Genomic DNA, 23634 nt, shown 5'->3' with positions numbered 1-23634 from the left:
AGGGCTCAGCGCAGTCCGGTCCAGGCCGGGTGGTGCGGGTCGTCGGCGCGTACCACCGCGTCCGCGCTGTCGGCGGGGGCCACCTCGTCCTCGTACCGCTGGAACGCGGGCAGGGTCCACAGCTCGTCCTCCGGCGTGCGCCGCCGCAGCGCACCGGCCGAGAGCCGCAGGTGGACGCCGAGGTCGAACGGGAACCAGTGCCCGAACAGCAGCGGCCCGTGCAGGATCAGCACCCCGCCCTCCGGCAGGTGCGCGTACGGGCTGCGCGTGGCCCGGTCCGTGGCCGGGTCCCAGAGGTCGGGCAGCACCCTCCCGCTGCCGCCGGGCTCCAAGGGGCCGAACACCTCGCGCCACAGGGCTCCGGTGTCGAACCAGCTGCCGAAGTACGAGTCCGGGTCCTGCTTGCCGTACTCGTAGCGCAGGCTGGCCGGCCGCAGGAACCCGGCGGTGGAGACGGGGAGCACGGCGCGTCCCCGCAGCCGCAGCGCCTGGGCGACGGACTCGGCCAGTTCGCCGGGGCGGGCGGCCGGGGCGCCGTCGACGGCGAGTTTCAGCCAGGGGCCGCCGTCGGCGGGCTCCAGCGCGTCGGCGTGCGCGGCGAGCGCGTCCGTCAGCCGTTCCCAGGAGATCGCTTCGAATCGCACCCGTCCATCATCACCCGTCTCATCCCGTGGCCACGTGCGAAAACATGCGGCCGCCACGCGCCTCGGCGATTACGGTCGTGGCCATGGATCTCGCATTCGCCCGTAAGTTCGCAGCGCAGTGGCAGGACGACTGGAACTCCCACGATCTGGAACGCATCCTGACGCACTATCACGAGGACGTGACGTTCAGCTCGCCGATGATCGCGCGGTTCACCGGCGACCCGTCGGGGGCGGTGCACGGCAAGGAGGCACTGCGGGCGTACTGGAAGCGCGGGCTCGAACTCATCCCGGACCTGGAGTTCGAGGTGATGGACGTCAGGGCCGGCGTCGACACGCTGGTGATCGACTACCGCAACCAGATCGGCGGCCGGGTCTACGAGGTGCTGACCTTCCGCGACGGGCTGGTGAGCGCGGGCCTCGGCGCGTACGGGGAGACACTCGCCCGCTGACGCCGGCGGGCGGTGTCCCCGGTCGTTGTCACTGCCCCGGTCCGCACTCCACCGCGTCGGCGTCGTCGGAGAGTTCGCTGCCGTGGGGCAGCAGGTACGTCACCCAGAGCACGACGGGCTCGGTGCCCAGGTTGCGTCCGATGTGGCGGTGCTTCTTCCCCGACGGCTCGATGAAGGACGTGCCCGCCGGGGACACCTCCACCGAGCAGTCGTCCAGGGTGCGGGTGAGTGTCCCGGACTTGACGACGGCGATCAGCTGACCGCTGTGGGTGTGCCAGCCGGTGGAGCCGCCCGGTGCGATGGTGATGGTGCGGAAGGTGACGTCGGCCCGGCCCTTCGGCGCCTTCACCTTCAGCTTGCCCACCGAGGTGCCCTCGGCCACGACGGTGGCGCTCACACCGCTGCCGGGCGTGGCGCCGGCCGCCGTCGGTACGAAGGCGAGCGCGGCGACGCTTCCCGCGATGACGAGCGCCTTGCCCAGCCGCCCCCGTCGTCCCTGCCGTGCGGTGGTCCTCATGGGCCTCTCCCGTCTCCAGGTGTCACGGACATCTCAAATGCCCCGACGTTACCCGGAAGAGGACCGCGCGAATCACGCCACCGGCATCCGGCCGCGCGACGAACGTCAGCTCCCCCGCAGTTCCTTGGCCAGCGGGCTGTCGCCGGAGACCTCGATCCGGCCGTCCCCGACCGCCTCGGCGAACACCGCCTCGCCGCGCCCCAGCGCGAGGCAGAGCTCCGCGTCGAGGGCGATGCGCGCGTCGGCGTCGGCGGCGGGTCCGTCCCCGTACACCGGTTCGCCGGCGGTCGCCTCGCCCGTACGGATGTGGAACTCGCCCTCGTCCAGATGGACGTCGAGGACGCCCGTGGCGGCCGTCCCCTTCAGCGCGCCCAGCAGCGGGAGCGCGAACCAGTGGGCCCGGACCGCGTCCGTGGGCCGCCGCTCGGCGAGCGCGGGGGCGCCCCACTCGGCGAGCGCGGCGAGGACCGGCAGCAGTCCGTGGCCGCGTGCGGTGAGCTCGTACACCGAGGCGGCTGCGGGCGGCGGGAGCTTGCGGCGGGTGACGAGGCCGCCCTTTTCCATGTCCTTGAGGCGGGAGGCCAGGACGTCCGTGCTGACTCCGGGCAGGTCGGCGTGGAGATCGGTGTAGCGGCGGGGACCGGCCAGCAGTTCACGGACGATCAGCAGGGTCCACCGGTCACCGACGGCGTCCAGGGCGCGGGCGCCGGCACAGAACTGGTCGTAACTCCGGCGGCGGGCCGGGCGGGTCGCCGGCTGTGTCTGACGTGGCATGCGACGCAGTCTAGACATGTTGTTGGACTTTCCAAGCTCGAGCTTGGTAAAACCAAGTATCGCAATCGGGTCGGGGAGGCACCGCATGGAATTCCGCCAGTCCAGCAAGCTCAACGAGGTCTGCTACGAGATCCGGGGCCCCGTCATCGAGCACGCCAACGCCCTGGAGGAGGCGGGCCACAGCGTGCTCCGGCTCAACACGGGCAACCCGGCGCTGTTCGGCTTCGAGGCGCCCGAGGAGATCGTCCAGGACATGATCCGGATGCTCCCGCAGGCCCACGGCTACACGGACTCGCGCGGCGTCCTGTCCGCCCGGCGGGCCGTGGCCCAGCGCTACCAGGCGATGGGGCTCACCGAGGTCGGCGTGGACGACATCTTCCTCGGCAACGGCGTCTCCGAACTGATCTCGATGGCCGTCCAGGGCCTGCTGGAGGACGGCGACGAGGTGCTCGTCCCCTCCCCCGACTACCCGCTGTGGACGGCGGTGACGACGCTGGCCGGCGGCAAGGCCGTGCACTACGCGTGCGACGAGGCCTCGGACTGGAACCCCGACATCGCGGACATGGCCTCGAAGATCACCGACCGCACACGGGCCGTCGTGATCATCAACCCCAACAACCCGACCGGCGCCGTCTACCCGCGCGAGGTCCTGGAGGACATCCTCGACCTGGCGCGCCGGCACGGCCTGATGGTGTTCGCCGACGAGATCTACGACCAGATCCTGTACGACGACGCCGAGCACCACAGCGTGGCGGTCCTCGCCCCGGATCTGGTCTGCCTCACCTTCAGCGGCCTGTCGAAGACGTACCGGGTGGCCGGGTTCCGCTCCGGCTGGATGGTGGTCTCCGGCCCGAAGCAGCACGCCCGCAGCTATCTGGAGGGCCTGACGATGCTCGCCTCCATGCGGCTGTGCCCCAACGCGCCCGCCCAGTACGCCATCCAGGCCGCGCTCGGCGGCCGGCAGTCGATCCGGGACCTGGTGGTGCCCGGCGGCAGGCTGTACGAGCAGCGCGACCGTGCCTGGCAGAAGCTGAACGAGATCCCGGGCGTCTCCTGCGTGAAGCCCAAGGGCGCGCTGTACGCCTTCCCGCGCATCGACCCGAAGGTGCACCCGATCGCCGACGACGAGAAGTTCGTCCTGGACCTGCTGCTGCGCGAGAAGATCCAGGTCGTCCAGGGCACCGGCTTCAACTACCCCCGCCCCGACCACTTCCGCATCCTGACCCTGCCGCACGCCGACGACCTGGACGCGGCGATCAGCCGGATCGGGAGGTTTCTGGCGGGGTACCGGCAGTGAGACCGCGGTCTTCGCAGGCTTCCTGGGCTCCCTGATCGTCCTGGCCTTCCCGGTCTTCCCGGAGCGCGGCACGGCCGAGGCCGGCGGCTGCGAGGGAGAGGGCCGCGGCTGCCACGGCCGTGGTCATCGCGGCCGTGCCCCCGCGCTGTTCCACCAACGCCCCGACGACGACCGGGGCGAGTGAGGCGGCCCCCGTGGCGGCGAGCGCGACGACGCTGATGACGCGTCCCTGGATGCGGGCCGGGGTGGTCGCGGCGAGGCGTCCGAAGAGCAACGAGTTGACGGCCGGAGCCAGGAACAGGCCGGCGGCGAGCGGAGCCACCATCAGCAGACCGCCGTTCAGCGCGGTGCTCGCCACGAGCAGGGCCAGCAGAACGCCCAGGGCCGTCAGCAGCAGGCGGTGGAAGGGCAGGAGCCGCTGCAGGCGGACGGCACAGAGGGCGCCGAGCAGGCCACCGATCGCTATGCAGCCCTGGGCCAGACCGAGCGCCCTCGGGCTGTGACCGGCGTCCGCGAGGATCAGCACGGCCGAGAACTGCGCGCCGGTCAAAGCGAAGTTCACCGGTGCCGCCACGAGGATCACCGACCGGAGATAGGGGCTCGCCAGGACGTGGCGCAGGCCCTCCAGCGTGTCGTGGCGGAGCGAAGTCGCGGCGCTTCCCGCCCGCTTCGGGTGGGCGGGCTTGCGAATGAGGGAGACCGCCAGGAACGAGAGCAGGTAGCTCAGGGCGTCGAAGAGGAACGGGACCGCCCGGCCGAGCCCGTACAGGAAGCCTCCCAGCGGTGGCCCGGCCAGTGACGCCCCGTACGAGCGCGCCTCGTTCTTGGCGAAGGCGTCCGCGAGCTGTGACTCCGGTACGAGTTGGCTGATGACCGACATCTCGGCCGCGCCGAACAGCACATCCAGTACGGCGGCGGCCCCCGCGACCACGAAGATCACCGCGAGCGAGGCGTGACCGAGCAGGATCGCCGCGACCAGGACCGTGAAGAGGACGGCCCGGCCCGCGTCGCACACCTGCATGACGCGCTTCCGGTTCACGCGGTCGGCCACCACGCCGGCGGGGAGCATGAAACCGACCCGGACGACCGCCTGGAGCGTGCCGAGCGCCCCCGCCTGCACGGCGGAACCGTGCAGCGACAGCACGAGCAGCGGGAAGGCCAGGAGCGACACGGCGGTGCCGAGCTCGGAGACCGCCTGGCCTCCCCACAGCAGGGTGAAGTCCCTGTTCCTGCGTAACGGCTTCGTATCGTCGGACTTCGTGTCGTCAGGCTTCGTGTCGTCGGGCTTCGTGCCCGTTGTGGCCGCTGTTTCGTCGGTCATGCCGTCCCCCCGGTCGGTCGGTGCTGGCGGTGTGTGTTTCAGGCGAATGGATGGGTGAGGATCACCACCTCCACCGGCCCGGCGTCCGCCGGCCTGGCTGCGGGGTCGTGGAGCCTGTCCCGGTAGCGCATGACCAACTTGTCGATCTCTCCCTGAAGTTCGTCCGCCTCGTCCGGGGTGACCCACCAGATCGTGTGCGTCCGCTCGCTCTTCGGCCGGTGCGTCCGGTGGCGTTCGAGCTGCCGCTCCAGGGCGACATCGCCGAGGTGCCGGGCCGCCAGGTCGCGTTCCCGCCCGGCGGGCGTCTCGTCGTCGGGATCGCTCTCCATGGACCAGCCGAGCCGGGTGACGCGCCAGGGGCGCGAGCGGCCGGGCATGGGTCCGGCCTCCTCCACGAAGCCGTACTTCGCGAGCTGGCGGAAGTGGAACGAGCAGGTGGTGGGGGACTCGCCGATCAGCTGACCGGCCTGGGTCGCCGTCAGCGGCCCCTGGACGCTGAGGGCTTCGATGAGCGCGAGCCGCACCGGATGGGAGAGCGCCCGCATGGAGGCCGGATCGGTGAGGCGGCGGGGGCCTTCGGGAGCGGAGACCCGCTCATCGGCCTCGTCGGCGCCGGCGGGCCGGACCTCCGGCTCGGCCGGTGCTCGAAGGGCTCGCTCTGCTGGTTCTTCGGACTGCGGCATGCGACGAGAGTGTTCTCTCGAAAGAGATCTGTCAATAGAACGGGCGCGCCCGACGCGCCTCCGTGCGCTCCCGCCCGTTCGGGTGGAATCCCTGTGGCACCCCTTGTCCGGCACGGCCCGTCGGGGGCCGCTTGCGACAGTGAGGCCCGCGCGTCTGCGCCTTCCCCGTATCCGGAACGAAGGGCTCTCCCCCATGCCTCTCCTGTCCCGCACGGCCGTCGCGAACGACCCGGCCGCCTCCCCCGACGACCGGCGCCTTCCGCGGCGGCGGACCGCGCTCGTCGCCGCTGCGGCGGGCCTCGCCGTACTGGCGGTGGGCACGCCCGTCGCGTACGCCACGCTCGGGTCCGGTGCCTCGCCGGAGCCGCGCCCGGCGGTGGCGGGAGCCCTGCGCGGCAAGGACTACGTCGAGACGCGGCTCCTCTTCGGCACCGAGCGCCCGGACGGCGGGCCGGAGATGACCGACCGGCAGTTCCTGGAGTTCATCGACGCGGAGGTCACCCCGCGCTTCCCGAACGGGCTGACCATCCAGGAAGGCCGGGGCCAGTGGCGCGACTCCCACGGGGTCATCGAACGGGAGCGGAGCTACGAGCTGACCCTGCTCTACCCCGCGTCCGAGGCCCGGGTGCGCGGCGGGCAGATCGAGCGCATCCGCGACGCCTACGAGAAGGCAAACGCCCAGGACTCGGTGGCGCGGCTGGAGGAGCGGCTGACGGCCGACTTCTGAGAGGGCGGCGGGCCACGCGCCCGGTCAGGCGTCGGGTGTACGCGGCCGGGCCAGCACCCGGGCCGCCGCATGGACGCCCGCCACCGCCACCGGCAGGAACGCCAGTCCGGCCGCTGTCGCGCGGGCGCCTCCCACCGGAATGCCCGCCGCGCGCAGGCGGCGCAGCGCCCAGAGCGAGTACGGGACGACGACGGTCGGGGATGTGGCCACCCCGGGCGTATAGCCGCCGTACGCCGCAGACTGCGCCAGGTGCACCACGCCGTGGAGCCCGAATCCGGCCAGGGTCGTACGGAAGAACGCGCTCCGGCCGCCCGTGCGTGCCCCTTCGGCCGCCGCCGCCGCGACGAGCACGCCCATGAGGCCGATGGCCGTGTTCACCTCGCGCTGCGTGAGGTCCGCCCGCTTCCACACGCGGTCGGGCACCCAGGGCAGGCGGTCCTTCAACTTGGGCCGCGCGGTCCGGAGCCAGCCCGCCATGGTGGCGATCTCCTCCAGGTCGTTGGCCGCCCAGGCAGCCAGCAGCCCCCAGGTCACCGCTGCGGAAACCCCGGACTTCCTGTCGGTCCTCATGAGCGCCCCTCCGTGTGCCGTGTGCCGGTGGTCGACCGCAGCCTATAATGCAACGCAACGTTGCGTTGCATTTTGTCTGGAGCCGCCATGCCCGCCCCTCCCCCGCCACCCCGCTCCGGCAAGGGCCCCCGCGCCGCCGAGGCGATCTTCGACGCCACCCTGCGGCTGCTCGCCGAACGCGGGTACGCGGGGCTCACCGTCGAGGCCGTCGCCCAGGAGGCCGGCGTCAACAAGACGACGATCTACCGCTGGTGGCCGTCGAAGGCGCCGCTGCTGCGCGCCGCGCTGCTCCGGGCCCGCGTCCTGAACATCGAGATCCCCGACACCGGTTCGCTGCGCGGGGACCTGATCGCCCTCGCGGAGCAGGTGACCGAGCTGGCCACCGGGGTGCGGACCCGGGCGATCGTGCGGGCTCTGGCCTCGGGGACGGGTCTGCCCGACGACGAACTCGCCGTGCTGGCAAGGGACTTCTTCGCCGACCGGTTTTCCCGCGAGCAGCCGGTGTTCGCCCGGGCCGCCGCACGCGGCGAACTGGCACCGGGTGCCGACCCGATGCTGCTGCTCGATCTGATCGCCGGGGCCGTGTGGGTGCGGGCGGTGCTCAGGAACGAGCCCGTCCCGCCCGGGTTCGCGGCCACGGTGGTCGACTCCGTCCTGCCCGGGCGCGGCTGAAGGCCGGCCCGGCCTTCAGCCGCCGGTCAGCTCCAGGAGGGCGCCGACCGGGTCGGTGGCCGGCGCGGCGCGCGGCCACCACTCGTCCTCGCCCGGGTCCGACTCGTAGCCGTACCAGCGGCCGTCGCGGCCGAAGCGGAGCTGGAAGGCGTGACCGGGGTGGGTGAGGTGGTTGCGCCAGGGCTGGAAGCGGGGGAAGCCGGCCGCCGCGAGGGCCGGGCGGGCGCGGTCGAAGGGGCCCGCCGGGGGGTCCCACGGCGTCTCCAGGACCGCCAGGCCCTCGGCCTCGCCCTGCCGCCAGGCGGCCACGGCCCGGGCCAGGTCCGTGGTGTTGCGGCCGGTGGCGGAGGCCAGCTCCCGGTAGAGGGCGCGGGTGGTCGAGGTGAGCCCGGCGGTGGGTCCGGCCGCCGCGAGACGGACGGCGTCCTGCCAGGTGGTGAGCCCGGCGAGCGGGTCGTCGCCGGTGGTCAGCAGGGTGTGGGCGCGGGCCGCCGCGTCGGTGGCGAGCTGGTCCAGGGCGAGCGGGTCCCGGGCCCCGGGCAGGGCGGGGTAGGCGGGCGGCCGGCCCGGGTGCGGGTCCACCGGGAACGTCGCGGGCAGCGGCGGCAGGAACCGGTCGGCCAGCGCCTCCCCGGCGGGCACGGACGGGGTGTCGGGGGCGGGGGGCCGCTCCCGGGCGGAGTGCGCGGCGTTGCGCCGGCCCAGCTCCTCCAGCAGCTCGCGCTCGCCCCGGCCGCGCAGCAGGAGCAGGACGAATGGGTCGGTGTCCAGCAGGAGCGCCATCTGGTAGCTGAGGGCGGCGACGTGCTTGCAGGGGCGGCCGCGGTCGGGGCAGGTGCAGGCGGGGTCGAGGTCGCCGGGGGCGGGCAGCAGCGTCATGCCGGCGGCGGTCGCGGTCTCGGCCAGGGAGTGCGGCATCTCCTTGGCGAGCAGCGCGGCCAGGTGCCCGGGCCGGGCGGCGACCTCGTCCAGCAGGGTGTCCCAGTCGGGGTCGGTGAACGTACGCAGCCGCAGCTCGGCCCGGTACGGGCGGGGGCGGCTGCCGTGCACATAGGCGACGACGTGACCCGGCGTGACGGTGATCGCGGCGACGTGCCCGCCGTCCGCGTAGTCCCGTCCCCGGGCCAGGCGCGGGCCGTCCGTCGACAGGGATTCGAGCGCCGCCACCCAGGCCCGGCCCCACCAGCTCTCGGCGAACGGCTCGCCCTCGCCGGAGGTGCGCGCCGGAACGGCCTCGAAGGTGCGCCGCAGATCGTCGGGCCCGGGACGGGAACGGGCGCCGGGGCGGGTGTCGTGGCGGGCGGCGAGCGGTCCGGAGGTGGGGCGGGCGGTGTCCGGGCGGCGGCGGGGGGCGGGGCTCATGACGGCCTCCGGAGGGAGACGAGGTCGGCCAGGTCGCGGTCGCTCAGCTCGGTCAGCGCGCTCTCGCCGCTGCCGAGGACGGCGTCGGCCAGCGCCCGCTTGGCGAGCAGCATCTCGCCGATGCGGTCCTCCACCGTGCCCTCGGCGATCAGCCGGTGGACCTGCACGGGCTGGGTCTGGCCGATGCGGTAGGCCCGGTCCGTGGCCTGCTCCTCGACGGCCGGGTTCCACCAGCGGTCGTAGTGGATGACATGGGCGGCCCGGGTGAGGTTGAGGCCCGTGCCCGCGGCCTTCAGAGAGAGCAGGAAGACGGGGACCTCGCCGGACTGGAAGCGGTCCACCATCCTCTCCCGCTCGGCCACCGGGGTGCCGCCGTGCAGGAGTTGGGAGGGGATCGCGCGCGCGGCCAGATGGGCGGACAGCAGCCGGGCCATCGTCACGTACTGGGTGAAGACCAGCACCGAGCCGTCCTCGGCGAGGATCGTGTCGAGGAGTTCGTCGAGGAGGGCGAGCTTTCCCGAGCGTCCGGTGAGCCGGGCCGCGTCCTCCTTCAGATACTGCGCCGGGTGGTTGCAGATCTGCTTCAGTGAGGCCAGCAGCTTCATGATCAGCCCGCGTCGCGCGATGCCCTCGGACGCCTCGACGAAGGCCATGGTCTCGCGCACGGTGGCCTCGTACAGCGTGGCCTGCTCGCGGGTGAGGAAGACGGGGTGGTCGGTCTCCGTCTTGGGCGGCAGCTCGGGCGCGATGCCGGGGTCGGACTTCTTGCGGCGCAGCAGGAACGGCCGGACGAGCCGGGACAGCCGCTCCACCGCCTCGTCGTTGCCGAGGCCCGCCGCCGTGCCGGTGTTCTCCACGATCCGGGCGTGCCTTGCCCGGAACGCCTTGAGGGGGCCGAGCAGTCCGGGTGTCGTCCAGTCGAGCAGCGCCCACAGCTCGGAGAGGTTGTTCTCCACGGGGGTGCCGGTGAGGGCGACCCGCGCCGGGGAGGGGATGGTCCTCAGCGCCTTCGCGGTGGAGGAGTGGGGGTTCTTGACGTGCTGCGCCTCGTCGGCGACGACCAGTCCCCAGCGGTGGGCGGCCAGTTCGGCCGCGCTGGAGCGCATCGTGCCGTACGTGGTGAGGACGAAGCCCCGTTCGGCCCCGGCGAGGGTACGGCCGGCGCCGTGGAATCTGCGCACGGGGACGCCGGGGGCGAAGCGGTTGATCTCGCGGTGCCAGTTGCCCAGCAGGGAAGCGGGGCAGACCACCAGCGTGGGAGCGGGGTGGTCGCGGTGGAGGTGGAGGGCGATCAGGGTGATCGTCTTGCCGAGGCCCATGTCGTCGGCGAGGCAGCCGCCGAGGCCGAGCGAGGTCATCCGGTCCAGCCAGGCCAGCCCGCGCAGCTGGTAGTCGCGGAGCGTCGCGTGGAGTCCGGGCGGCGGGGCCGCCACGGCGTCCTCGGTGAGCAGTCGGGTCCGCAGCTCCGCCAGCGCACCGGCCGGCACCGCCTCGACCTGCTCGCCGTCCACGTCGGCGCTGCCGGTCAGGGCGACGGCCAGGGCGTCCACCGGGTCGAGCAGGCCCAGCTCCCGCTTGCGCGCCTTGCGGACGAGCGAGGGGTCGACGACGACCCATTGGTCCCGCAGCCGCACCACGGGGCGGTGCGCCTCGGCGAGCACGTCCATCTCGGCCTCCGTGAGCCGCTCGTCGCCGAGCGAGAGCTGCCAGTCGAACGCGAAGAGCTGTTCGGCGTCGAAGAACGCGGTGCCGTCCGTGGCCGTCCCGGGCGCGGGCCTGACCACGGCGGCGGCGGTGAGGGTGCGGGCCAGCTCCCTGGGCCAGTGGACGCTCACCCCGGCGGCGGCCAGCCTGCTCCCGGCGTCGCCCAGCAGCTCGTACAGCTCGTCCTCGCCGATGGCCAGGACGTCGGGGACCGGCTGGTCCAGCAGCCGTTCGAGCGGAGCCCAGACGCGGGCGGCGCGGCGCAGCGCGAGCGCGGTGTCGATCCGGGACCGGGGGCCGAAGGGCTCGCCCGCGTCACCGGCCCAGAGGGCGGCGGCGTCGACGACGTAGGTGGGGTCGGCGAGGCTGTGCACCTGGACGACGGCCGCGGCGGCGTGCCGCTCGGGGGTGCCCGCCGTCCCGTCGGAGCCGGTCGTGTCGAAGAGTTCGTACGCGGAGAGGTCGAGGCGCAGCGACACCCGGACCCCGGCGTCCAAGCCCGAGGCGACCTCGACAGCCCATTCCCGTGCGCCGGGCAGGTGCTGGGGCTCGGCCGCCGCGAAGGGGGCGCCCATGGCGAACGCGGCGGCGGGCGTCCGGGGCAGGGTGTCGGCGACCGCGTCGAGGAAGGCGCCGATCAGGGCCTCCGGGTCGGGCAGCCTGAGCGGAGTCCGGCCGGGCAGCGGGACCGCGTGCCCCTCCCAGGGCAGGGCGGCGGCCACCGCGCGCAGGTGGGCGACGTCCGCGGCGTCGCGAGGGCCGGCCCGCCAGGCGTCCTGGTCGTCGGCCGTCAGCCCGGGGAGCATGCGGCCACCGGCCACCAGGTGCAGGGCGTGCAGGGCGGCGGCGCCCCAGGCGCGGGTCGCCGGGTGGGCGGAGCGCAGGTGGCGGGCGCGGGCGAGCAGGGGCAGGGCCGCGTCGACGGGAAGCAGGAGCGCGGGCACGTCGTGCGTGCGCACCTCACTCCCGGACGGACGGACGACCGTGATCTCATCGCTCCGGGCTTCGGCGGCCCCGGGGAGCGGGGCGTCGGCCGGGTCCCAGAAGGCGACGCGCCCCCGCCGCGGCGGCGTACCGGGCAGGAAGACTGCGGCACAGCGCAGCAGACGGCTGTCGTCCGCGTCCTGCGGCGGCGGTGGTGCGGTGCTCACCGGTCCCTCCCTTCCCGTCGCGCACGGCCCGACGGCCGCTTCCTTGGCGTTCCGTGCCTGGTCAGCACGGTCTCTCCTCTGCACGGCGAGTCTAGGCGGGCGGTCTGACAACGCCCCGGCCGCCGCCGTCCCCGCAGCTCGTACGGGTCGGGCGACGGCCGGCGTCTGCGTACGCCCGGTCAGTGCCGGGCGTACGGCTCCCAGTCCGCGGTGGGCCGGGACGGTGCCGGGCCGGGCGGCTCGGAGCGGCCGTCGGCGGCGGACGGCGGCGTCTCCGGCGCGTCGTCGGCGAGCGGCTGTGCCTCCTGCATGGTGGGAGCGGCCCGCGGCGTCGCACCCGGACCGGGCACGTCGGCGTCACCGGGATCCGTACCGTCGGCCGTGGCCGGCGGCCACGACGCGACAGGGCCGGGCGCACCCGCGCCCGGGGGCTCCGGTCCCGCGGGCACTTCCGGCGCGCCCCGCTCCGGAGCCCGCACGGCGTCGGGCGGCGGGCCCTGCTGGGCACGTTCCAGGAATCGGAGCAGCTCCACCGGGAACGGCAGCACCAGTGTCGAGTTCTTCTCCGCCGCGACCGCGACCACGGTCTGGAGCAGACGCAGCTGGAGCGCCGCCGGCTGAGTGGACATCTCCGACGCCGCCTCGGCCAGCTTCTTGGACGCCTGGAGCTCCGCGTCCGCGTTGATGACACGGGCGCGCCGTTCACGGTCGGCCTCGGCCTGGCGGGCCATGGAGCGTTTCATCGTCTCCGGGAGCGAGACGTCCTTGATCTCGACCCGGTCGATCTGGACGCCCCAGCCGACGGCGGGGCTGTCGATCATGAGTTCCAGGCCCTGGTTCAGCTTCTCGCGGTTGGAGAGGAGGTCGTCCAAGTCGCTCTTTCCGATGATCGAACGCAGCGAGGTCTGCGCCATCTGCGAGACCGCGAAGCGGTAGTCCTCGACCTCGACGACCGCGCTCGCCGGGTCGACGACCTTGAAGTAGATGACGGCGTCCACGCGGACCGTGACGTTGTCCCGGGTGATGCCGTCCTGGGCCGGCACCGGCATGGTGACGATCTGCATGTTGACCTTGCGGAGCCGGTCGAAGCCCGGGAGCACCATCGTGAACCCCGGCGGGCGCACCTCGTCGCGGAGGCGGCCCAGTCTGAGCACCACACCCCGTTCGTACTGCCTGACGACCCGGGCGGCCGCCGCGAGGTACAGGGCGCCCACCGCCGCTGCCGCGACCACCGCGATCAAGAGGTCCTGGACCATGACGGCCCCCTGCCAGCCGGAGGAGCCCGGCGATCGGCGTCGCACATTTCGTGCGCTATTGCCACGATATGCCCGGTTCCGCCCGTGGTCGAACGTCTGCGCACCCGCCCGGTGCCGCCCCTCTCCCCCGCCCGGCCGCTTCCCGGATGCCGGGGCCGGGGGAAGCGGGCAGGGTGACCAGCACCGGCACGTACCACCGGCCCGCGCACCGCGTGCGCGGGTGACGAGACAGACGAGGATGCGCCCATGCCCGTGATCGACCGCCGACGCCGCCGACTCGGCATCGCCGCCCAGGCCGTGCTCCTGACCCTGACCGTCGCGGGCTGTTCGAGCCTCGGCCGGACCGCGGTCGGCCCGGTCATCTACACGACCGAGCGGGACGCCGTGGTCGAGGTGAACAGCCCGTCGGTCAAGGGCTGCCACCGGCTCGCGCCCGCCGGTGCCAAGGCGGTGGCGAACGAGACCCTGGTCGACATCATCCTGTACCGGACACCGAACTGCACCGGCCCGGGAACGACGTACGTGGCCACCACCTTCTCCGACGTCAACGCGCCGAACGCGCTGCCCTGGCGCAGCTTCAGCACGGTCCACTGACGGTCCGGCGGCCCCGCCCGCACGGGCACCCGCCCGCACCCAGACCCCGTCGTCCGTGAGGTAGCGGTCCGCCTTCGGCCCGGCCGCCTCCAGGCGCCCCTCGTTCTCCTCCTTCGACAGCGGCCGGGACCGGAAGGTCTGCGTCCACCGGGCGTCGGAGTGATGGCGCCCGGCCCGGTCCCTGAGCGACCCTCACGTACCAGCTGTCCGCTCATGCCCACCGAACGACCGTACGGCGGCGGTCGTTCCCTCCCCTCACACAGAGCGCCGCGCGACGAGCGCCGCACTGAGGTGCTGGAGGTCGGCGGGGCGGGCCGGGGAGAGGCCGGTGAGGCGGTCGATGCGGCGGATGCGGTAGTCGACGGTGTTGGGGTGGACGTGCAGCGCGGCCGCCGCGGCCCTGCGGTCGAGCCCGTGGCCGAGGTACGTCTCCAGCGTGTGCAGCAGCTCCGGCTTGGCGTCCAGCGGACTCAGCAGTCCCGCGAGCCCGCGCAGCGCCTCGCTGGGCCGGCTGAGCTGGTACTCCAGGAGCAGGTCGGCCAGCCGGTAGAGGCCGGGGGCCCGGCCGGTGCGGGCCACCAGGTCGACGATCTCCGCGTTGCGGGCCACCGCCGCCGGGACCCCGCCCGGTGACGCGGTCTCGGCGGCGGCCGTGACGGGGACCCCCGCCGCCCGGGTCGCCTCGGCGATCAGGTCGCACAGCCCGCCGGGCCCGTCCCACGGCGGCGGCTCCGCGACGGGCAGCAGCACGGTGCCGCCGGACGCGTCCAGGGCGGTCAGCGCGGGCGTCCCGGCGAACCGGTCCAGGGCCGTCCGGATGCGCCGTATCTTCCGCCGGGCGGCCACGCTCGCGCCCGCCGCCGAGCCGGGCACGAGGGCGGAACCGGCCCCGGGGCCCCGCACAGGCCCCCGCACGGGTACCGCCCCCGTCTCGTCCGGGTGCGGCGCCAGCGCGAGCGTCATCGTCAGATAGCGGGCCGCCGGGCGCAGGCCGGTGCGCCGGGTGAAGCCGTCCAGGTCCTCACCGGTGAGCAGCGCGGCCATCAGGGCGTGCCGGCCGCCGTGTTCCTGGCTGTCCAGGATCTGCCGGGCCTCCAGATAGGCGCCGCTCACCGCCGAGGTCAGCTGCTGCTGGAGGACCAGGATCCGGTCCATGATCTCCAGCACGGCGGGCAGGTCCCCGGGCCCGGCGTCCCGCGCGGTCTCCTCCCAGCACATGGCGACGCCGACCTGGTAGGCGGCGAGGATGGCGTCCAGCGGCACGCCCTCCTCCGCCCGCTGGGCCGCCGAGTCGCGCTGCTGGGCGAGTTCGCCGTCGGTGGCGGCCCTGCGGTGTTCGAGGACGTCCGCGAAGAGCCGCAGGTTGTGCTGGACGATGTCCGCGATGTCGCCCGCGATCTCCTCGTGCGGCAGCTCCGCATAGACCGGCAGATCGCTCAGCAGCCGGGCGACGACCCGGGTGGTGAGGGCGGGGACGCGGGCCCGCAGCCATGTCGCCACCGGGCGTCCGGCGATGGCCAACGGCTGCTGCCCCGGAGCCCGTTCTTTGTCATGCGTCACAAAAGCCCCCGGCGAAGTCTGCGTTACCCACCAGTTAAACGACGGCGTTCGAGTCTGCATGATGACCGGCGACACCCGCCATGCCCCCACTCATAGCGCACCGGAGGTCGTCGTGAATTCGTCCCGGAACAAGACGTTCTGTCGTACGGTCAGAGGAATGGGAGCCGCCGTCGCCCTGGCCTCCCTGGCCGTCGGCACCACCGCCTCCGGCGCCTGGGCGGCGGGCGCCGACGACCCCGTGCAGTACGTGGCGCTCGGCGATTCCATGGCCTCGGGACCGCTCATCCCGGGCATCACCGGACCGCTCGCCTGCGGCCGTTCCACGCACAACTACGCGCACGAGCTGGCGGCGAGCATCGGCGCCTCGCTGCGCGACGTGACGTGCAGCGGCGCCCAGTCCAAGCACATGACCGAGAAGCAGTCGCTGTCGCTGCTCGACGTGCCCATGGGTTCGGCGGCGCCGCAGTTCGACGCGCTGCGGGCGGACACCGACCTGGTGACCCTGACCATCGGCGGCAACGACGCCGGTCTGGTCGGCATCGCGCAGGACTGCATGCAGCTCGATCCGACCGCCACCCCGTGCAAGGACAAGCTGACGGAGGGCGGGGTCGACCAGGTGGCGCAGCGGATCGACGCTTTCGCGCCGCGCCTCGGAGCCGTACTGGACGGAATCCACCAGCGGTCGCCGCAGGCGAGGATTCTCGTGACGGGGTACGGGCTGTACATCAAGCCGGGCGGCTGCTGGCCGCTGCAGCCCGTGCTGCCGGTGGACGCCGACTTCCTCCAGGGCAGCGTGAACCGGATGAACGCGGTGATCGCCGAGCAGAGCGCCGCGCACGGCGCCGAGTACATCGACGTCGCCACGCCGAGCAAGGGCCACGACGCCTGTCAGGCACCGTCCGACAAGTGGGTCGAGGGGTACGTGCCGACCGCGCCGGCCGCCCCGTTGCACCCGAACCGGCAGGGCGAGGCCGCCTATGCCCGCATCATCGGCGCACACCTCCAGGGGAGCTGACCCGTGCGGCAGCGGCTGCTCCACGGACTGCTCGCCGCGGCTCTCGGTGCCGCCGCGCTCCTCGCCCCGCCCGCCCACGCGGCCCCGGCGGACCCCTCCCCGGCGCGGGGCTGCGACCCGCTGGCACCCGCCGAGTGCCTGCTGCCGTTCCCGAACGACTGGTACACCCGGCCGGACCCGCGCACCGACACGGGCCGCCGGGTGGCCCTCGACTCCTCCGCCCTGCCCCGGCCCGCCACCGGGCAGGCCGTCGACCCCACCGCCTGGAACCGGTCCGACGGCTTCTCCCCCGGCTCCACGCTGATCGCCCAGGTCCCCGGACTCGACCCGGCGAGGACCGGCGCGGCCCCGCTCACCGACATCGGCCGGTCCCTGGACCGGGACGCGCCGGTCGTCCTGCTGGACACCACGACCGGTGAGCGGTGGCCGTACTGGGCGGAGCCGGACAGCAACGCCACCGACCCCGCGCGCCGGGCCCTGCTGATCCACCCGGCCCGCAACTTCCGCGACGGCCACCACTACGCCGTGGCGCTGCGCCGGCTCAAGGACGGGGCGGGCCGCACGATTCCGGCCGCCGCCCCGTTCGCCGCCGTCGCCGGGAGACGGCTGCCCGCGCACGATCCGCTGCGCGTACGCCAGGACCGGCTGCGGCCCGCCCTGACCGCGCTGCGCCGGGCCGGGGTCTCCGCCCAGGGGCTCCACCTCGCCTGGGACTTCACCGTCGCCTCCACGCGCAACCTCACCGGCGACCTGTTCACCATCCGCGACGACGCGTTCCGCCGTCTCGGCGACCGCTCACCCGCCTTCACGGTCACCGGCGTCACCGACCTCACCGCCGGCCAGGACCCCCGGATCGCCCGCGAGGTCACCGGTGAGATCACCCTGCCCGGCTATCTGGACGCACCCGGCGGGCCGCTCGGCGCCGTGCTGAACCGCGACCGGAACGGCACCCCGCGTGCCCTCCCGGGCAGTACGCAGACCGCCGCGTTCCGCTGCGAGATCCCGCGCGCGGCCTTCCGTAAGCCCTCCCGTCCCTCGCTCTACGGGCACGGCCTGCTCGGCTCCCGCAACGAGGTCGGCGCCGGCAACGTCAGGGACATGGCCGCCGAGCACGACTTCACGTTCTGCGCGACGGACTGGATCGGCATGGCCAAGGACGACATCCCCGTCGTGGTCGCCGCGCTCGCCGACCCGAGCCGGTTCCCCGCCGTCCCCGAACGCAGCGAACAGGGCATGCTCAACGCCCTGTTCCTCGGCCGCGCCATGATCCACGCCGAGGGCCTGACCACCGACCCGGCGTTCCGCACCGCCGGCGGGCGTCCGCTCCTCGACACCCGGCACGGCCTCGCGTACGACGGGAACAGCCAGGGCGGCATCCTCGGCGGCGCCCTGGTCGCCGCCTCGCCCGACATCCGGCGCGGGGTACTCGGCGTGACCGGCATGAACTACGGGCTGCTCCTGAACCGCAGCGCCGACTTCGCCCCGTTCCAGCAGGTCCTGGACGCCGCCTACCCGGACAAGCTGCACCAGCAACTGGTCCTCCAGCTCTTCCAGATGGTCTGGGACCGGGGCGAGACCGACGCGTACGCCGACCACCTCACCGACCACCACCAGGTCCTGATGCACGTCGCGTACGGCGACCACCAGGTCGCGAACGCGGCGGCCGACGTGGAAGCGCGCACCATCGGCGCCCGGCTGCTCACCCCCGCGCTCGCCGCCGGCCGCAGCCCGGACACCGTCCCGTACTGGGGCATCCGCCGCATCGGACCTGGCCAACTGCCCTACCGGGGGTCGGCGATGACCGTCTGGGACAGCGGTACGCCGGCTCCCCCGGTCACCAACACCCCGCCCGCCGGGCCGGCCTACGGGCACGACCCGCACGAAGATCCCCGCAACTCGCCCGCCGCGCGTCAGCAGAAGGCCACCTTCCTGACCACCGGCCGTGTCATCAATGTCTGCGGCTCCACCCCGTGCACCGCCACCCCGACCTCCTGAGGCCTCCCCTGCCCCGCAGGGTCCAGACAAGGAGCACCATGCGTACGCACCGCATCGCCGGCGCCGTCCTCGCCACCGCCCTCCTCACCGGTTCGGTCATGGCGCCGGCCGCCTTCGCCGCACCGCCCGCGGCCACGGCGTCCGTCGCGCAGTCCGCCGCGCCGTTCACCGCGGCCACCGCCGCGCGCACGGCCGACGGCGGCCACACCCTCTCCTGGGCCTCGCCCGCCGGTTCGGTCACCGTCACCGCCGTGACCTCGCCCGACGCCACCACCGGCACCGCGCTCGGCACCGCACCGGGAACCGGCTCGCTGACCGTCGCCCCTGGGACGCTCCCGGAGGCCGGGCGCTGGTACTTCCGGCTCGTCCCGGACAGCGGCAGCCCTCTCGTCGTCGCCGACCGCTCGCTCGGCCTGGAGTCCGCCCGCAACTTCCGGGACATCGGCGGGTACCGCACCACGGACGGCCACTGGGTGCGCCCCGGGCTGGTCTACCGGTCGAACAAGCTGAGCGGCCTCACCGACGCCGACCAGCAGCGGCTGGTCTCCCAGGGGCTCACCCTCGACGTGGACCTGCGCAACGCCCAGGAGCGCCACGACGACCCGGACCGGCTGCCCGCCGGGGTGACGTACCAGGTCGCGGACGTCGTCTCGTTCGCCCACGGCATCCGCTTCCACGACTCTGCGCTGATGACCCTGGCCCAGGCCATCGCCGCCGGCCTCTTCTCCGGCTCATCGGACCTCGGCCAGTCCATCGGCTACCCGTTCATGGTCAACTTCGTGGGCGCCGACTACGCCTTCCGCGACCTCGTCACGGCCGTCGCCACGAACACCTCCGGCGCCACGGTCTTCCACTGCAGTGCCGGCAAGGACCGCACCGGCTGGGGCACGGCCGTCCTGCTCACCCTGCTCGGCGTGCCCCGGGAGACGGTCGAGGCGGACTTCCTGGCCAGCAACCGGTACACCGGCAACCCGAAGGCCGTGGAGCTGAGCTGGCTGCGCGCCGCGTTCGCCGAGGTGGACCACATCTACGGCGACTTCGACACGTACGTACGCGAGGGGCTGAAGCTCGACGCGGCGACCGTGGCGACGCTGCGGGCGAAGCTGCTGACCGACTGACCGTTCCACACCTGCCCGGTCGCGGGTCCATGCTGGTAGGTGAGGCGATGCCATGCGTACCGGTAATGAACCCACGACCGCCCGCAGCCCGCTGCGGATGCGGCTCTGGCTGAGTCTGTGGGGCCTGGCCTGGGCCGTCTTCGGCGTGACGGCCTTCGCCGTCAACGGCCGTACCGGCTGGGCCGCGGTCTGCGGGGTGCTGCTCGCGCTGGTGCTGGTGGACCTGTGCGTGGTCGTGCACCGGCTGCGCCAGGGCGCGCACTACCAGCCGGGCCGCTCCATCCCGCCGTACGACCCCGACCACGAACCCGGCGGCGGCAAGGGCCCGCCGCCGGGCACGCCGTAGAAGACCGCGCACCGGTCAGTCCTCGAAGCGGGCGGCCCGCAGATATTCCGGCTTCGGGTCCAGCGCCGCCGCGAGCCGGAAGTGGCGCTTGGCCCGCTCCGGATGGCCGGAGCGCTCGAAGGTCCGGGCGAGCGCGAAGTGCGCGAAGGCGTTGTCCGGTTCCCGCTCCAGCACCAGCTCGAATTCCAGCTCGGCGGGGCGCAGCTGCGCCGCCGCGAAGAAGGCGCGGGCGCGCAGCAGCCGGGCGGCGGTGTTCTCGGGGTGGGCGGCGATCACCGAGTCCAGCAGCCGCACGGCACCCCGGGGGTCACGCGCGGCGAGCAGCTGCTCGGCCGCGCGGAAGTCGATGACGTCGGTTTCCGGGGTCCTCTCGGGCACGATCGCATCCTTCCCTGGTCCGTCCCGGGGTGAACGCGAGGACGGCCACGGGTATTCCGGTACGACTACGGGCCCGCCGGGTGGCGCGGTACGGCGACGGGCCCGCCGGGCGGTGCGGTACGGCACGGGCCCGGCCGGTGACCGTTCGGCTACGGGCTCAGCCCTCCGCCGCCCGGCGCATCAGCTCCGCCCAGACCGCGCGGACCCGGTCCGCCAGCTCCTCGACCGGTCCGTCGTTGTCGATGACCAGGTCGGCGACGGCGCGCCGCTGCTCCCGGGTGGCCTGGGCCGCCATGCGGGCACGGGCGTCCGCCTCGGTCATGCCGCGCAGCCGGACGAGCCGGTCGAGCTGGGTCTCCGGGGCTGCGTCGACCACCACGACCAGGTCGTAGAGCGGGGCGAGGCCGTTCTCGGTGAGGAGGGGCACGTCGTGGACGACCACCGAGTCCGGCCCGGCTGCCTTCTCCAGTTCGGCGGAGCGGTCGCGGACGAGGGGGTGGACGATCGCGTTGAGCGCGGCGAGACGGTCCGGGTCGGCGAAGACGATCGCGCCGAGCGCGGGCCGGTCCAGGGTGCCCTGCGGGGTCAGGATGCCGGGTCCGAACTCCTCGACGACGGCGGCGAGACCGGGGGTGCCGGGCTCGACGACCTCGCGGGCGATGCGGTCCGCGTCGACGAGGACGGCACCGTGGCCGACGAGCAGCCGGGACACTTCGCTCTTGCCGGCGCCGATACCGCCGGTCAGGCCCACTTTCAGCATGCCCGGCAGCCTAATGCCCGCTGCCCGTACCCCCCAGCGGTGGGGGCACGGGCAGCGGGCACAGGGAGGGCGGGGCGGTCAGGCGTCGCCCTCGCGCTCGGCGAGGAACTTCTCGAATTCCAGGCCGATCTCGTCGGCGGAGGGCAGGTCCGCCGGTTCGGCGACCAGGTTGCCCCGGGTCTCCGCGCCCGCGACCGCGTCGTACTGGTGCTCAAGGCCCTCGACCAGCGAGACCAGTTCCTCGTCGCCCTGGCCGATCTGACGGTCGATCTCCGTCTGGGTGCGGTGCGCCTCGGTGCGCAGGGTGTGCGCGACGGCCGGCAGGACCAGGCCGGTCGCGGCGGTGATCGCCTCCAGGGCGGTGAGCGCGGCGTCCGGGTAGGCGGAGCGGGCGACGTAGTGCGGCACATGGGCGGCGACGCCCAGCACGTCGTGGCCCGCCTCCATCAGCCGGTACTCGACGAGCGCCTCGGCGGAGCCGGGCACCTGCGCCTCGTCGAACGGGCTGCGGTGGCCGGGCATCAGGTCCGTGCGGTTGCCGTGCGGGGTGATGCCGACGGGGCGGGTGTGCGGGACGCCCATCGGGATGCCGTGGAAGTTGACCGCGAGGCGGACGCCGAGCCGTTCGACGATCTGCTCGACGGCGGCCGCGAACCTCTCCCACTCCACGTCCGGCTCGGGGCCGGACAGCAGCAGGAACGGCGCGCCCGTGGCGTCCTGGACCACGCGGACGTCGAGCGTCGGGGTCTCGTACGCCGACCAGCGGTCCCGCTTGAACGTGAGCAGCGGGCGGCGGGCGCGGTAGTCGATCAGGCGGTCGTGGTCGAAGCGGGCCACGACCTGGTGCGGCAGCGATTCGAGCAGGCCGTCGACGATCTGCTCACCCGTCTCACCCGCGTCGATGTAGCCCTCGAAGTGGTAGAGCATGACCAGGCCGGCCGACTCCTGGGCGAGCGCCATGTCGACGACAGCCAGGCCCTTCGGCTCCCATTCGTACAAACTCTGCGGATCAGGCACGGTTACCGCTCCTCCTTGTGTTCCTGGAGAAGAACGCCCCGGGGATCACTGTCATTCCCCGTACACGCGGTTTCACGCGGAAACGCGTGAGGCCCGCCCCCCGAAGGGGGCGGGCCTCACGGTCACTCACCTACCGCAGCCGATGACCGGCCGGAGGGACAGAGCGTCAGCTCTGGCCGCCCGCCAGCTTCTCGCGGAGCGCGGCCAGGGCCTCGTCCGACGCCAGGGCGCCGGAGTTGTCCGAGGACTCCGAGGAGTAGGAGCCGCCGCCGCTGCCGCCCGAGGCGGCCGGGGTGTTGCCGGCGGGGGCGGCAGCGCCCTCGGCGGCAGCAGCCTCGTCGGCCTCGCGGGACTTGATGACCTGGGCCTGGTGCTGCTCGAAGCGCTGCTGCGCCTCGGCGTACTGGGTCTCCCAGACCTCGCGCTGAGCCTCGAAGCCCTCGAGCCAGTCGTTGGTCTCGGGGTCGAAGCCCTCGGGGTAGATGTAGTTGCCCTGGTCGTCGTAGGACGCGGCCATGCCGTACAGGGTCGGGTCGAACTCGACCGAGGCCGGGTCGCCGCCGAAGGCCTCGTTGGCCTGCTTCAGCGAGAGGCTGATGCGACGGCGCTCGAGGTCGATGTCGATGACCTTGACGAAGATCTCGTCGTTGACCTGGACGACCTGCTCCGGGATCTCCACGTGGCGCTCGGCCAGCTCGGAGATGTGGACCAGGCCCTCGATGCCCTCGTCGACGCGGACGAACGCACCGAACGGAACGAGCTTGGTGACCTTACCGGGGACGACCTGCCCGATCTGGTGCGTACGGGCGAACTGCTGCCACGGGTCTTCCTGCGTCGCCTTGAGCGACAGGGACACGCGCTCGCGGTCCATGTCGACGTCGAGGACCTCGACGGTGACCTCCTGGCCGACCTCGACGACCTCGGAGGGGTGGTCGATGTGCTTCCAGGACAGCTCGGAGACGTGCACGAGACCGTCGACGCCACCCAGGTCCACGAAGGCACCGAAGTTGACGATCGAGGAGACGACGCCGGAGCGGACCTGACCCTTCTGGAGGGTCGTGAGGAACGTCTGGCGGACCTCGGACTGGGTCTGCTCGAGCCAGGCACGGCGGGACAGGACCACGTTGTTGCGGTTCTTGTCCAGCTCGATGATCTTGGCCTCGAGCTCCTTGCCCACGTACGGCTGGAGGTCGCGGACGCGACGCATCTCGACGAGCGACGCCGGCAGGAAGCCACGGAGGCCGATGTCGAGGATGAGACCACCCTTGACGACCTCGATGACGGTACCGGTGACGATGCCGTCCTCTTCCTTGATCTTCTCGATGGTGCCCCAGGCACGCTCGTACTGAGCGCGCTTCTTCGAGAGGATCAGGCGGCCTTCCTTGTCCTCCTTCTGGAGAACCAGGGCCTCGATCTCGTCACCGACCTTGACGACCTCGTTCGGGTCGACGTCGTGCTTGATCGAGAGCTCGCGGCTCGGGATGACACCTTCGGTCTTGTAACCGATGTCGAGGAGAACCTCGTCCCGGTCAACCTTGACGATGACACCGTCAACGATGTCGCCGTCGTTGAAGTACTTGATCGTCTCGTCGATCGCCGCGAGGAACGCGTCCGCGTCGCCGATGTCGTTGACCGCAACCTGCGGAGTGGTGGCGGTGGTCTCGGTGCTGCTCGTCATGTGGGAAAGGGCTCCGGTACGGACAGTGAGTCGTAGGTACTGCTAC

Annotated in this window: 23 protein-coding genes; 9 read left to right on the top strand and 14 right to left on the bottom strand. The window is 73.2% G+C overall.

Annotated elements, in window-relative coordinates:
• Nucleotides 1–5 precede the first annotated feature (5 nt).
• Nucleotides 6–644 carry a nucleoside/nucleotide kinase family protein gene (locus BLW14_RS24420; protein ID WP_093709329.1) on the bottom strand — a complete coding sequence of 213 codons (639 nt, stop codon included), beginning with the start codon at nt 642–644 and terminating at the stop codon, nt 6–8.
• A gap of 83 nt (nt 645–727) precedes the next feature.
• Between BLW14_RS24420 and BLW14_RS24415 the strand changes: the two genes are divergently transcribed.
• Nucleotides 728–1093 carry a nuclear transport factor 2 family protein gene (locus BLW14_RS24415; protein ID WP_093709328.1) on the top strand — a complete coding sequence of 122 codons (366 nt, stop codon included), beginning with the start codon at nt 728–730 and terminating at the stop codon, nt 1091–1093.
• Between the two features lie 28 nt (nt 1094–1121).
• On the opposite strand, the gene BLW14_RS24410 is transcribed toward BLW14_RS24415, so the two are convergent.
• Both BLW14_RS24410 and BLW14_RS24405 read right to left on the bottom strand, forming a co-directional pair.
• Complete coding sequence (locus BLW14_RS24410) at nt 1122–1610, bottom strand: cupin domain-containing protein (protein WP_093709327.1); 489 nt, start codon at nt 1608–1610, stop codon at nt 1122–1124.
• A 105-nt stretch (nt 1611–1715) separates the two neighbouring features.
• Nucleotides 1716–2384 carry a winged helix-turn-helix transcriptional regulator gene (locus BLW14_RS24405; protein ID WP_093709326.1) on the bottom strand — a complete coding sequence of 223 codons (669 nt, stop codon included), beginning with the start codon at nt 2382–2384 and terminating at the stop codon, nt 1716–1718.
• Between the two features lie 85 nt (nt 2385–2469).
• Between BLW14_RS24405 and BLW14_RS24400 the strand changes: the two genes are divergently transcribed.
• On the top strand, nt 2470–3681 hold the full coding sequence (locus tag BLW14_RS24400) for a pyridoxal phosphate-dependent aminotransferase (RefSeq protein ID WP_093709325.1): 1212 nt from the start codon (nt 2470–2472) through the stop codon (nt 3679–3681).
• Here the strand turns inward: BLW14_RS24400 and BLW14_RS24395 are convergent.
• Both BLW14_RS24395 and BLW14_RS24390 read right to left on the bottom strand, forming a co-directional pair.
• Nucleotides 3641–5002: an MFS transporter gene (locus BLW14_RS24395; protein ID WP_093709324.1), complete on the bottom strand. Its 1362-nt coding sequence runs from the start codon at nt 5000–5002 to the stop codon at nt 3641–3643. The two genes, BLW14_RS24400 and BLW14_RS24395, sit on opposite strands and share 41 nt — an antisense overlap.
• Before the next feature lie 38 nt (nt 5003–5040).
• Entirely contained in the window at nt 5041–5685 is a 645-nt protein-coding gene (locus BLW14_RS24390; protein ID WP_177154086.1) for a winged helix-turn-helix domain-containing protein, read from the bottom strand.
• Between the two features lie 193 nt (nt 5686–5878).
• Here BLW14_RS24390 and BLW14_RS24385 point away from each other — a divergent pair, with 193 nt between their 5' ends.
• Nucleotides 5879–6412, top strand: coding sequence for a DUF3574 domain-containing protein (locus tag BLW14_RS24385; RefSeq protein WP_093709322.1), 534 nt, complete (start codon nt 5879–5881; stop codon nt 6410–6412).
• A 24-nt stretch (nt 6413–6436) separates the two neighbouring features.
• Here BLW14_RS24385 and BLW14_RS24380 read toward each other — a convergent pair whose 3' ends face one another.
• Nucleotides 6437–6982 carry an HXXEE domain-containing protein gene (locus BLW14_RS24380; RefSeq protein WP_256332871.1) on the bottom strand — a complete coding sequence of 182 codons (546 nt, stop codon included), beginning with the start codon at nt 6980–6982 and terminating at the stop codon, nt 6437–6439.
• 87 nt (nt 6983–7069) lie between these two features.
• Here BLW14_RS24380 and BLW14_RS24375 point away from each other — a divergent pair, with 87 nt between their 5' ends.
• On the top strand, nt 7070–7654 hold the full coding sequence (locus BLW14_RS24375) for a TetR/AcrR family transcriptional regulator (RefSeq protein WP_093709320.1): 585 nt from the start codon (nt 7070–7072) through the stop codon (nt 7652–7654).
• Between the two features lie 15 nt (nt 7655–7669).
• On the opposite strand, the gene BLW14_RS24370 is transcribed toward BLW14_RS24375, so the two are convergent.
• From BLW14_RS24370 to BLW14_RS24360, 3 genes are all read right to left on the bottom strand, one after another.
• Nucleotides 7670–9016, bottom strand: coding sequence for an SWIM zinc finger family protein (locus tag BLW14_RS24370; protein WP_093709319.1), 1347 nt, complete (start codon nt 9014–9016; stop codon nt 7670–7672).
• Nucleotides 9013–11871, bottom strand: coding sequence for a DEAD/DEAH box helicase (locus BLW14_RS24365; protein ID WP_093709318.1), 2859 nt, complete (start codon nt 11869–11871; stop codon nt 9013–9015). The genes BLW14_RS24370 and BLW14_RS24365 overlap by 4 nt, the downstream gene beginning before the upstream one ends.
• A gap of 179 nt (nt 11872–12050) precedes the next feature.
• Nucleotides 12051–13127 (bottom strand): slipin family protein, encoded by a 1077-nt coding sequence (locus tag BLW14_RS24360; protein WP_093709317.1) that lies wholly within the window; start codon nt 13125–13127, stop codon nt 12051–12053.
• A gap of 246 nt (nt 13128–13373) precedes the next feature.
• On the opposite strand from BLW14_RS24360, the gene BLW14_RS24355 reads away from it, so the two are divergent.
• Nucleotides 13374–13721: a hypothetical protein gene (locus tag BLW14_RS24355; protein ID WP_093709316.1), complete on the top strand. Its 348-nt coding sequence runs from the start codon at nt 13374–13376 to the stop codon at nt 13719–13721.
• Nucleotides 13722–13976: 255 nt separating this feature from the next.
• Here BLW14_RS24355 and BLW14_RS24350 read toward each other — a convergent pair whose 3' ends face one another.
• On the bottom strand, nt 13977–15242 hold the full coding sequence (locus BLW14_RS24350; protein ID WP_093709315.1) for a helix-turn-helix domain-containing protein: 1266 nt from the start codon (nt 15240–15242) through the stop codon (nt 13977–13979).
• Nucleotides 15243–15393: 151 nt separating this feature from the next.
• Between BLW14_RS24350 and BLW14_RS24345 the strand changes: the two genes are divergently transcribed.
• From BLW14_RS24345 to BLW14_RS24330, 4 genes are read left to right on the top strand one after another with little or no spacing between them, the layout of a single operon-like run.
• Entirely contained in the window at nt 15394–16296 is a 903-nt protein-coding gene (locus tag BLW14_RS24345; RefSeq protein WP_093709314.1) for an SGNH/GDSL hydrolase family protein, read from the top strand.
• A 3-nt stretch (nt 16297–16299) separates the two neighbouring features.
• Nucleotides 16300–18291, top strand: a complete 1992-nt coding sequence (locus BLW14_RS24340; RefSeq protein WP_093709313.1) for a hypothetical protein — start codon at nt 16300–16302, stop codon at nt 18289–18291.
• 38 nt (nt 18292–18329) lie between these two features.
• Complete coding sequence (locus tag BLW14_RS24335) at nt 18330–19409, top strand: tyrosine-protein phosphatase (RefSeq protein ID WP_093709312.1); 1080 nt, start codon at nt 18330–18332, stop codon at nt 19407–19409.
• A gap of 52 nt (nt 19410–19461) precedes the next feature.
• Nucleotides 19462–19755: a DUF6343 family protein gene (locus BLW14_RS24330; protein ID WP_093709311.1), complete on the top strand. Its 294-nt coding sequence runs from the start codon at nt 19462–19464 to the stop codon at nt 19753–19755.
• A gap of 15 nt (nt 19756–19770) precedes the next feature.
• On the opposite strand, the gene BLW14_RS24325 is transcribed toward BLW14_RS24330, so the two are convergent.
• The 4 genes from BLW14_RS24325 to rpsA all read right to left on the bottom strand — a co-directional run bounded on the left by BLW14_RS24325 (nt 19771) and on the right by rpsA (nt 23588).
• Nucleotides 19771–20133 (bottom strand): tetratricopeptide repeat protein, encoded by a 363-nt coding sequence (locus BLW14_RS24325; protein ID WP_093709310.1) that lies wholly within the window; start codon nt 20131–20133, stop codon nt 19771–19773.
• A gap of 157 nt (nt 20134–20290) precedes the next feature.
• Entirely contained in the window at nt 20291–20893 is a 603-nt protein-coding gene (gene coaE / locus BLW14_RS24320; RefSeq protein WP_093709309.1) for a dephospho-CoA kinase, read from the bottom strand.
• A gap of 78 nt (nt 20894–20971) precedes the next feature.
• Complete coding sequence (locus tag BLW14_RS24315; RefSeq protein WP_177154085.1) at nt 20972–21910, bottom strand: PAC2 family protein; 939 nt, start codon at nt 21908–21910, stop codon at nt 20972–20974.
• Nucleotides 21911–22076: 166 nt separating this feature from the next.
• Entirely contained in the window at nt 22077–23588 is a 1512-nt protein-coding gene (gene rpsA / locus BLW14_RS24310) for a 30S ribosomal protein S1 (protein WP_093709307.1), read from the bottom strand.
• Nucleotides 23589–23634: the final 46 nt, after the last annotated feature.

Origin of the sequence: Streptomyces sp. 2131.1, assembly GCF_900105515.1 — a bacterium.
GTDB classification, from domain to species: Bacteria; Actinomycetota; Actinomycetes; order Streptomycetales; family Streptomycetaceae; genus Streptomyces; species Streptomyces drozdowiczii.
Note: the sequence above shows the minus strand (reverse complement) of the source record. Positions and strands in the feature narration are given on the sequence as shown.

Bases quoted from the DNA above. Each gene is read 5' to 3' on its own strand.
- BLW14_RS24415 (WP_093709328.1), top strand. From the start codon at position 728: ATGGATCTCGCATTCGCCCGTAAGTTCGCAGCGCAGTGGCAGGACGAC.
- BLW14_RS24410 (WP_093709327.1), bottom strand. From the start codon at position 1,610: ATGAGGACCACCGCACGGCAGGGACGACGGGGGCGGCTGGGCAAGGCG.
- BLW14_RS24405 (WP_093709326.1), bottom strand. From the start codon at position 2,384: ATGCCACGTCAGACACAGCCGGCGACCCGCCCGGCCCGCCGCCGGAGT.
- BLW14_RS24400 (WP_093709325.1), top strand. From the start codon at position 2,470: ATGGAATTCCGCCAGTCCAGCAAGCTCAACGAGGTCTGCTACGAGATC.
- BLW14_RS24395 (WP_093709324.1), bottom strand. From the start codon at position 5,002: ATGACCGACGAAACAGCGGCCACAACGGGCACGAAGCCCGACGACACG.
- BLW14_RS24390 (WP_177154086.1), bottom strand. From the start codon at position 5,685: ATGCCGCAGTCCGAAGAACCAGCAGAGCGAGCCCTTCGAGCACCGGCC.
- BLW14_RS24385 (WP_093709322.1), top strand. From the start codon at position 5,879: ATGCCTCTCCTGTCCCGCACGGCCGTCGCGAACGACCCGGCCGCCTCC.
- BLW14_RS24380 (WP_256332871.1), bottom strand. From the start codon at position 6,982: ATGAGGACCGACAGGAAGTCCGGGGTTTCCGCAGCGGTGACCTGGGGG.
- BLW14_RS24375 (WP_093709320.1), top strand. From the start codon at position 7,070: ATGCCCGCCCCTCCCCCGCCACCCCGCTCCGGCAAGGGCCCCCGCGCC.
- BLW14_RS24370 (WP_093709319.1), bottom strand. From the start codon at position 9,016: ATGAGCCCCGCCCCCCGCCGCCGCCCGGACACCGCCCGCCCCACCTCC.
- BLW14_RS24360 (WP_093709317.1), bottom strand. From the start codon at position 13,127: ATGGTCCAGGACCTCTTGATCGCGGTGGTCGCGGCAGCGGCGGTGGGC.
- BLW14_RS24355 (WP_093709316.1), top strand. From the start codon at position 13,374: ATGCCCGTGATCGACCGCCGACGCCGCCGACTCGGCATCGCCGCCCAG.
- BLW14_RS24335 (WP_093709312.1), top strand. From the start codon at position 18,330: ATGCGTACGCACCGCATCGCCGGCGCCGTCCTCGCCACCGCCCTCCTC.
- BLW14_RS24330 (WP_093709311.1), top strand. From the start codon at position 19,462: ATGCGTACCGGTAATGAACCCACGACCGCCCGCAGCCCGCTGCGGATG.
- coaE (WP_093709309.1), bottom strand. From the start codon at position 20,893: ATGCTGAAAGTGGGCCTGACCGGCGGTATCGGCGCCGGCAAGAGCGAA.
- rpsA (WP_093709307.1), bottom strand. From the start codon at position 23,588: ATGACGAGCAGCACCGAGACCACCGCCACCACTCCGCAGGTTGCGGTC.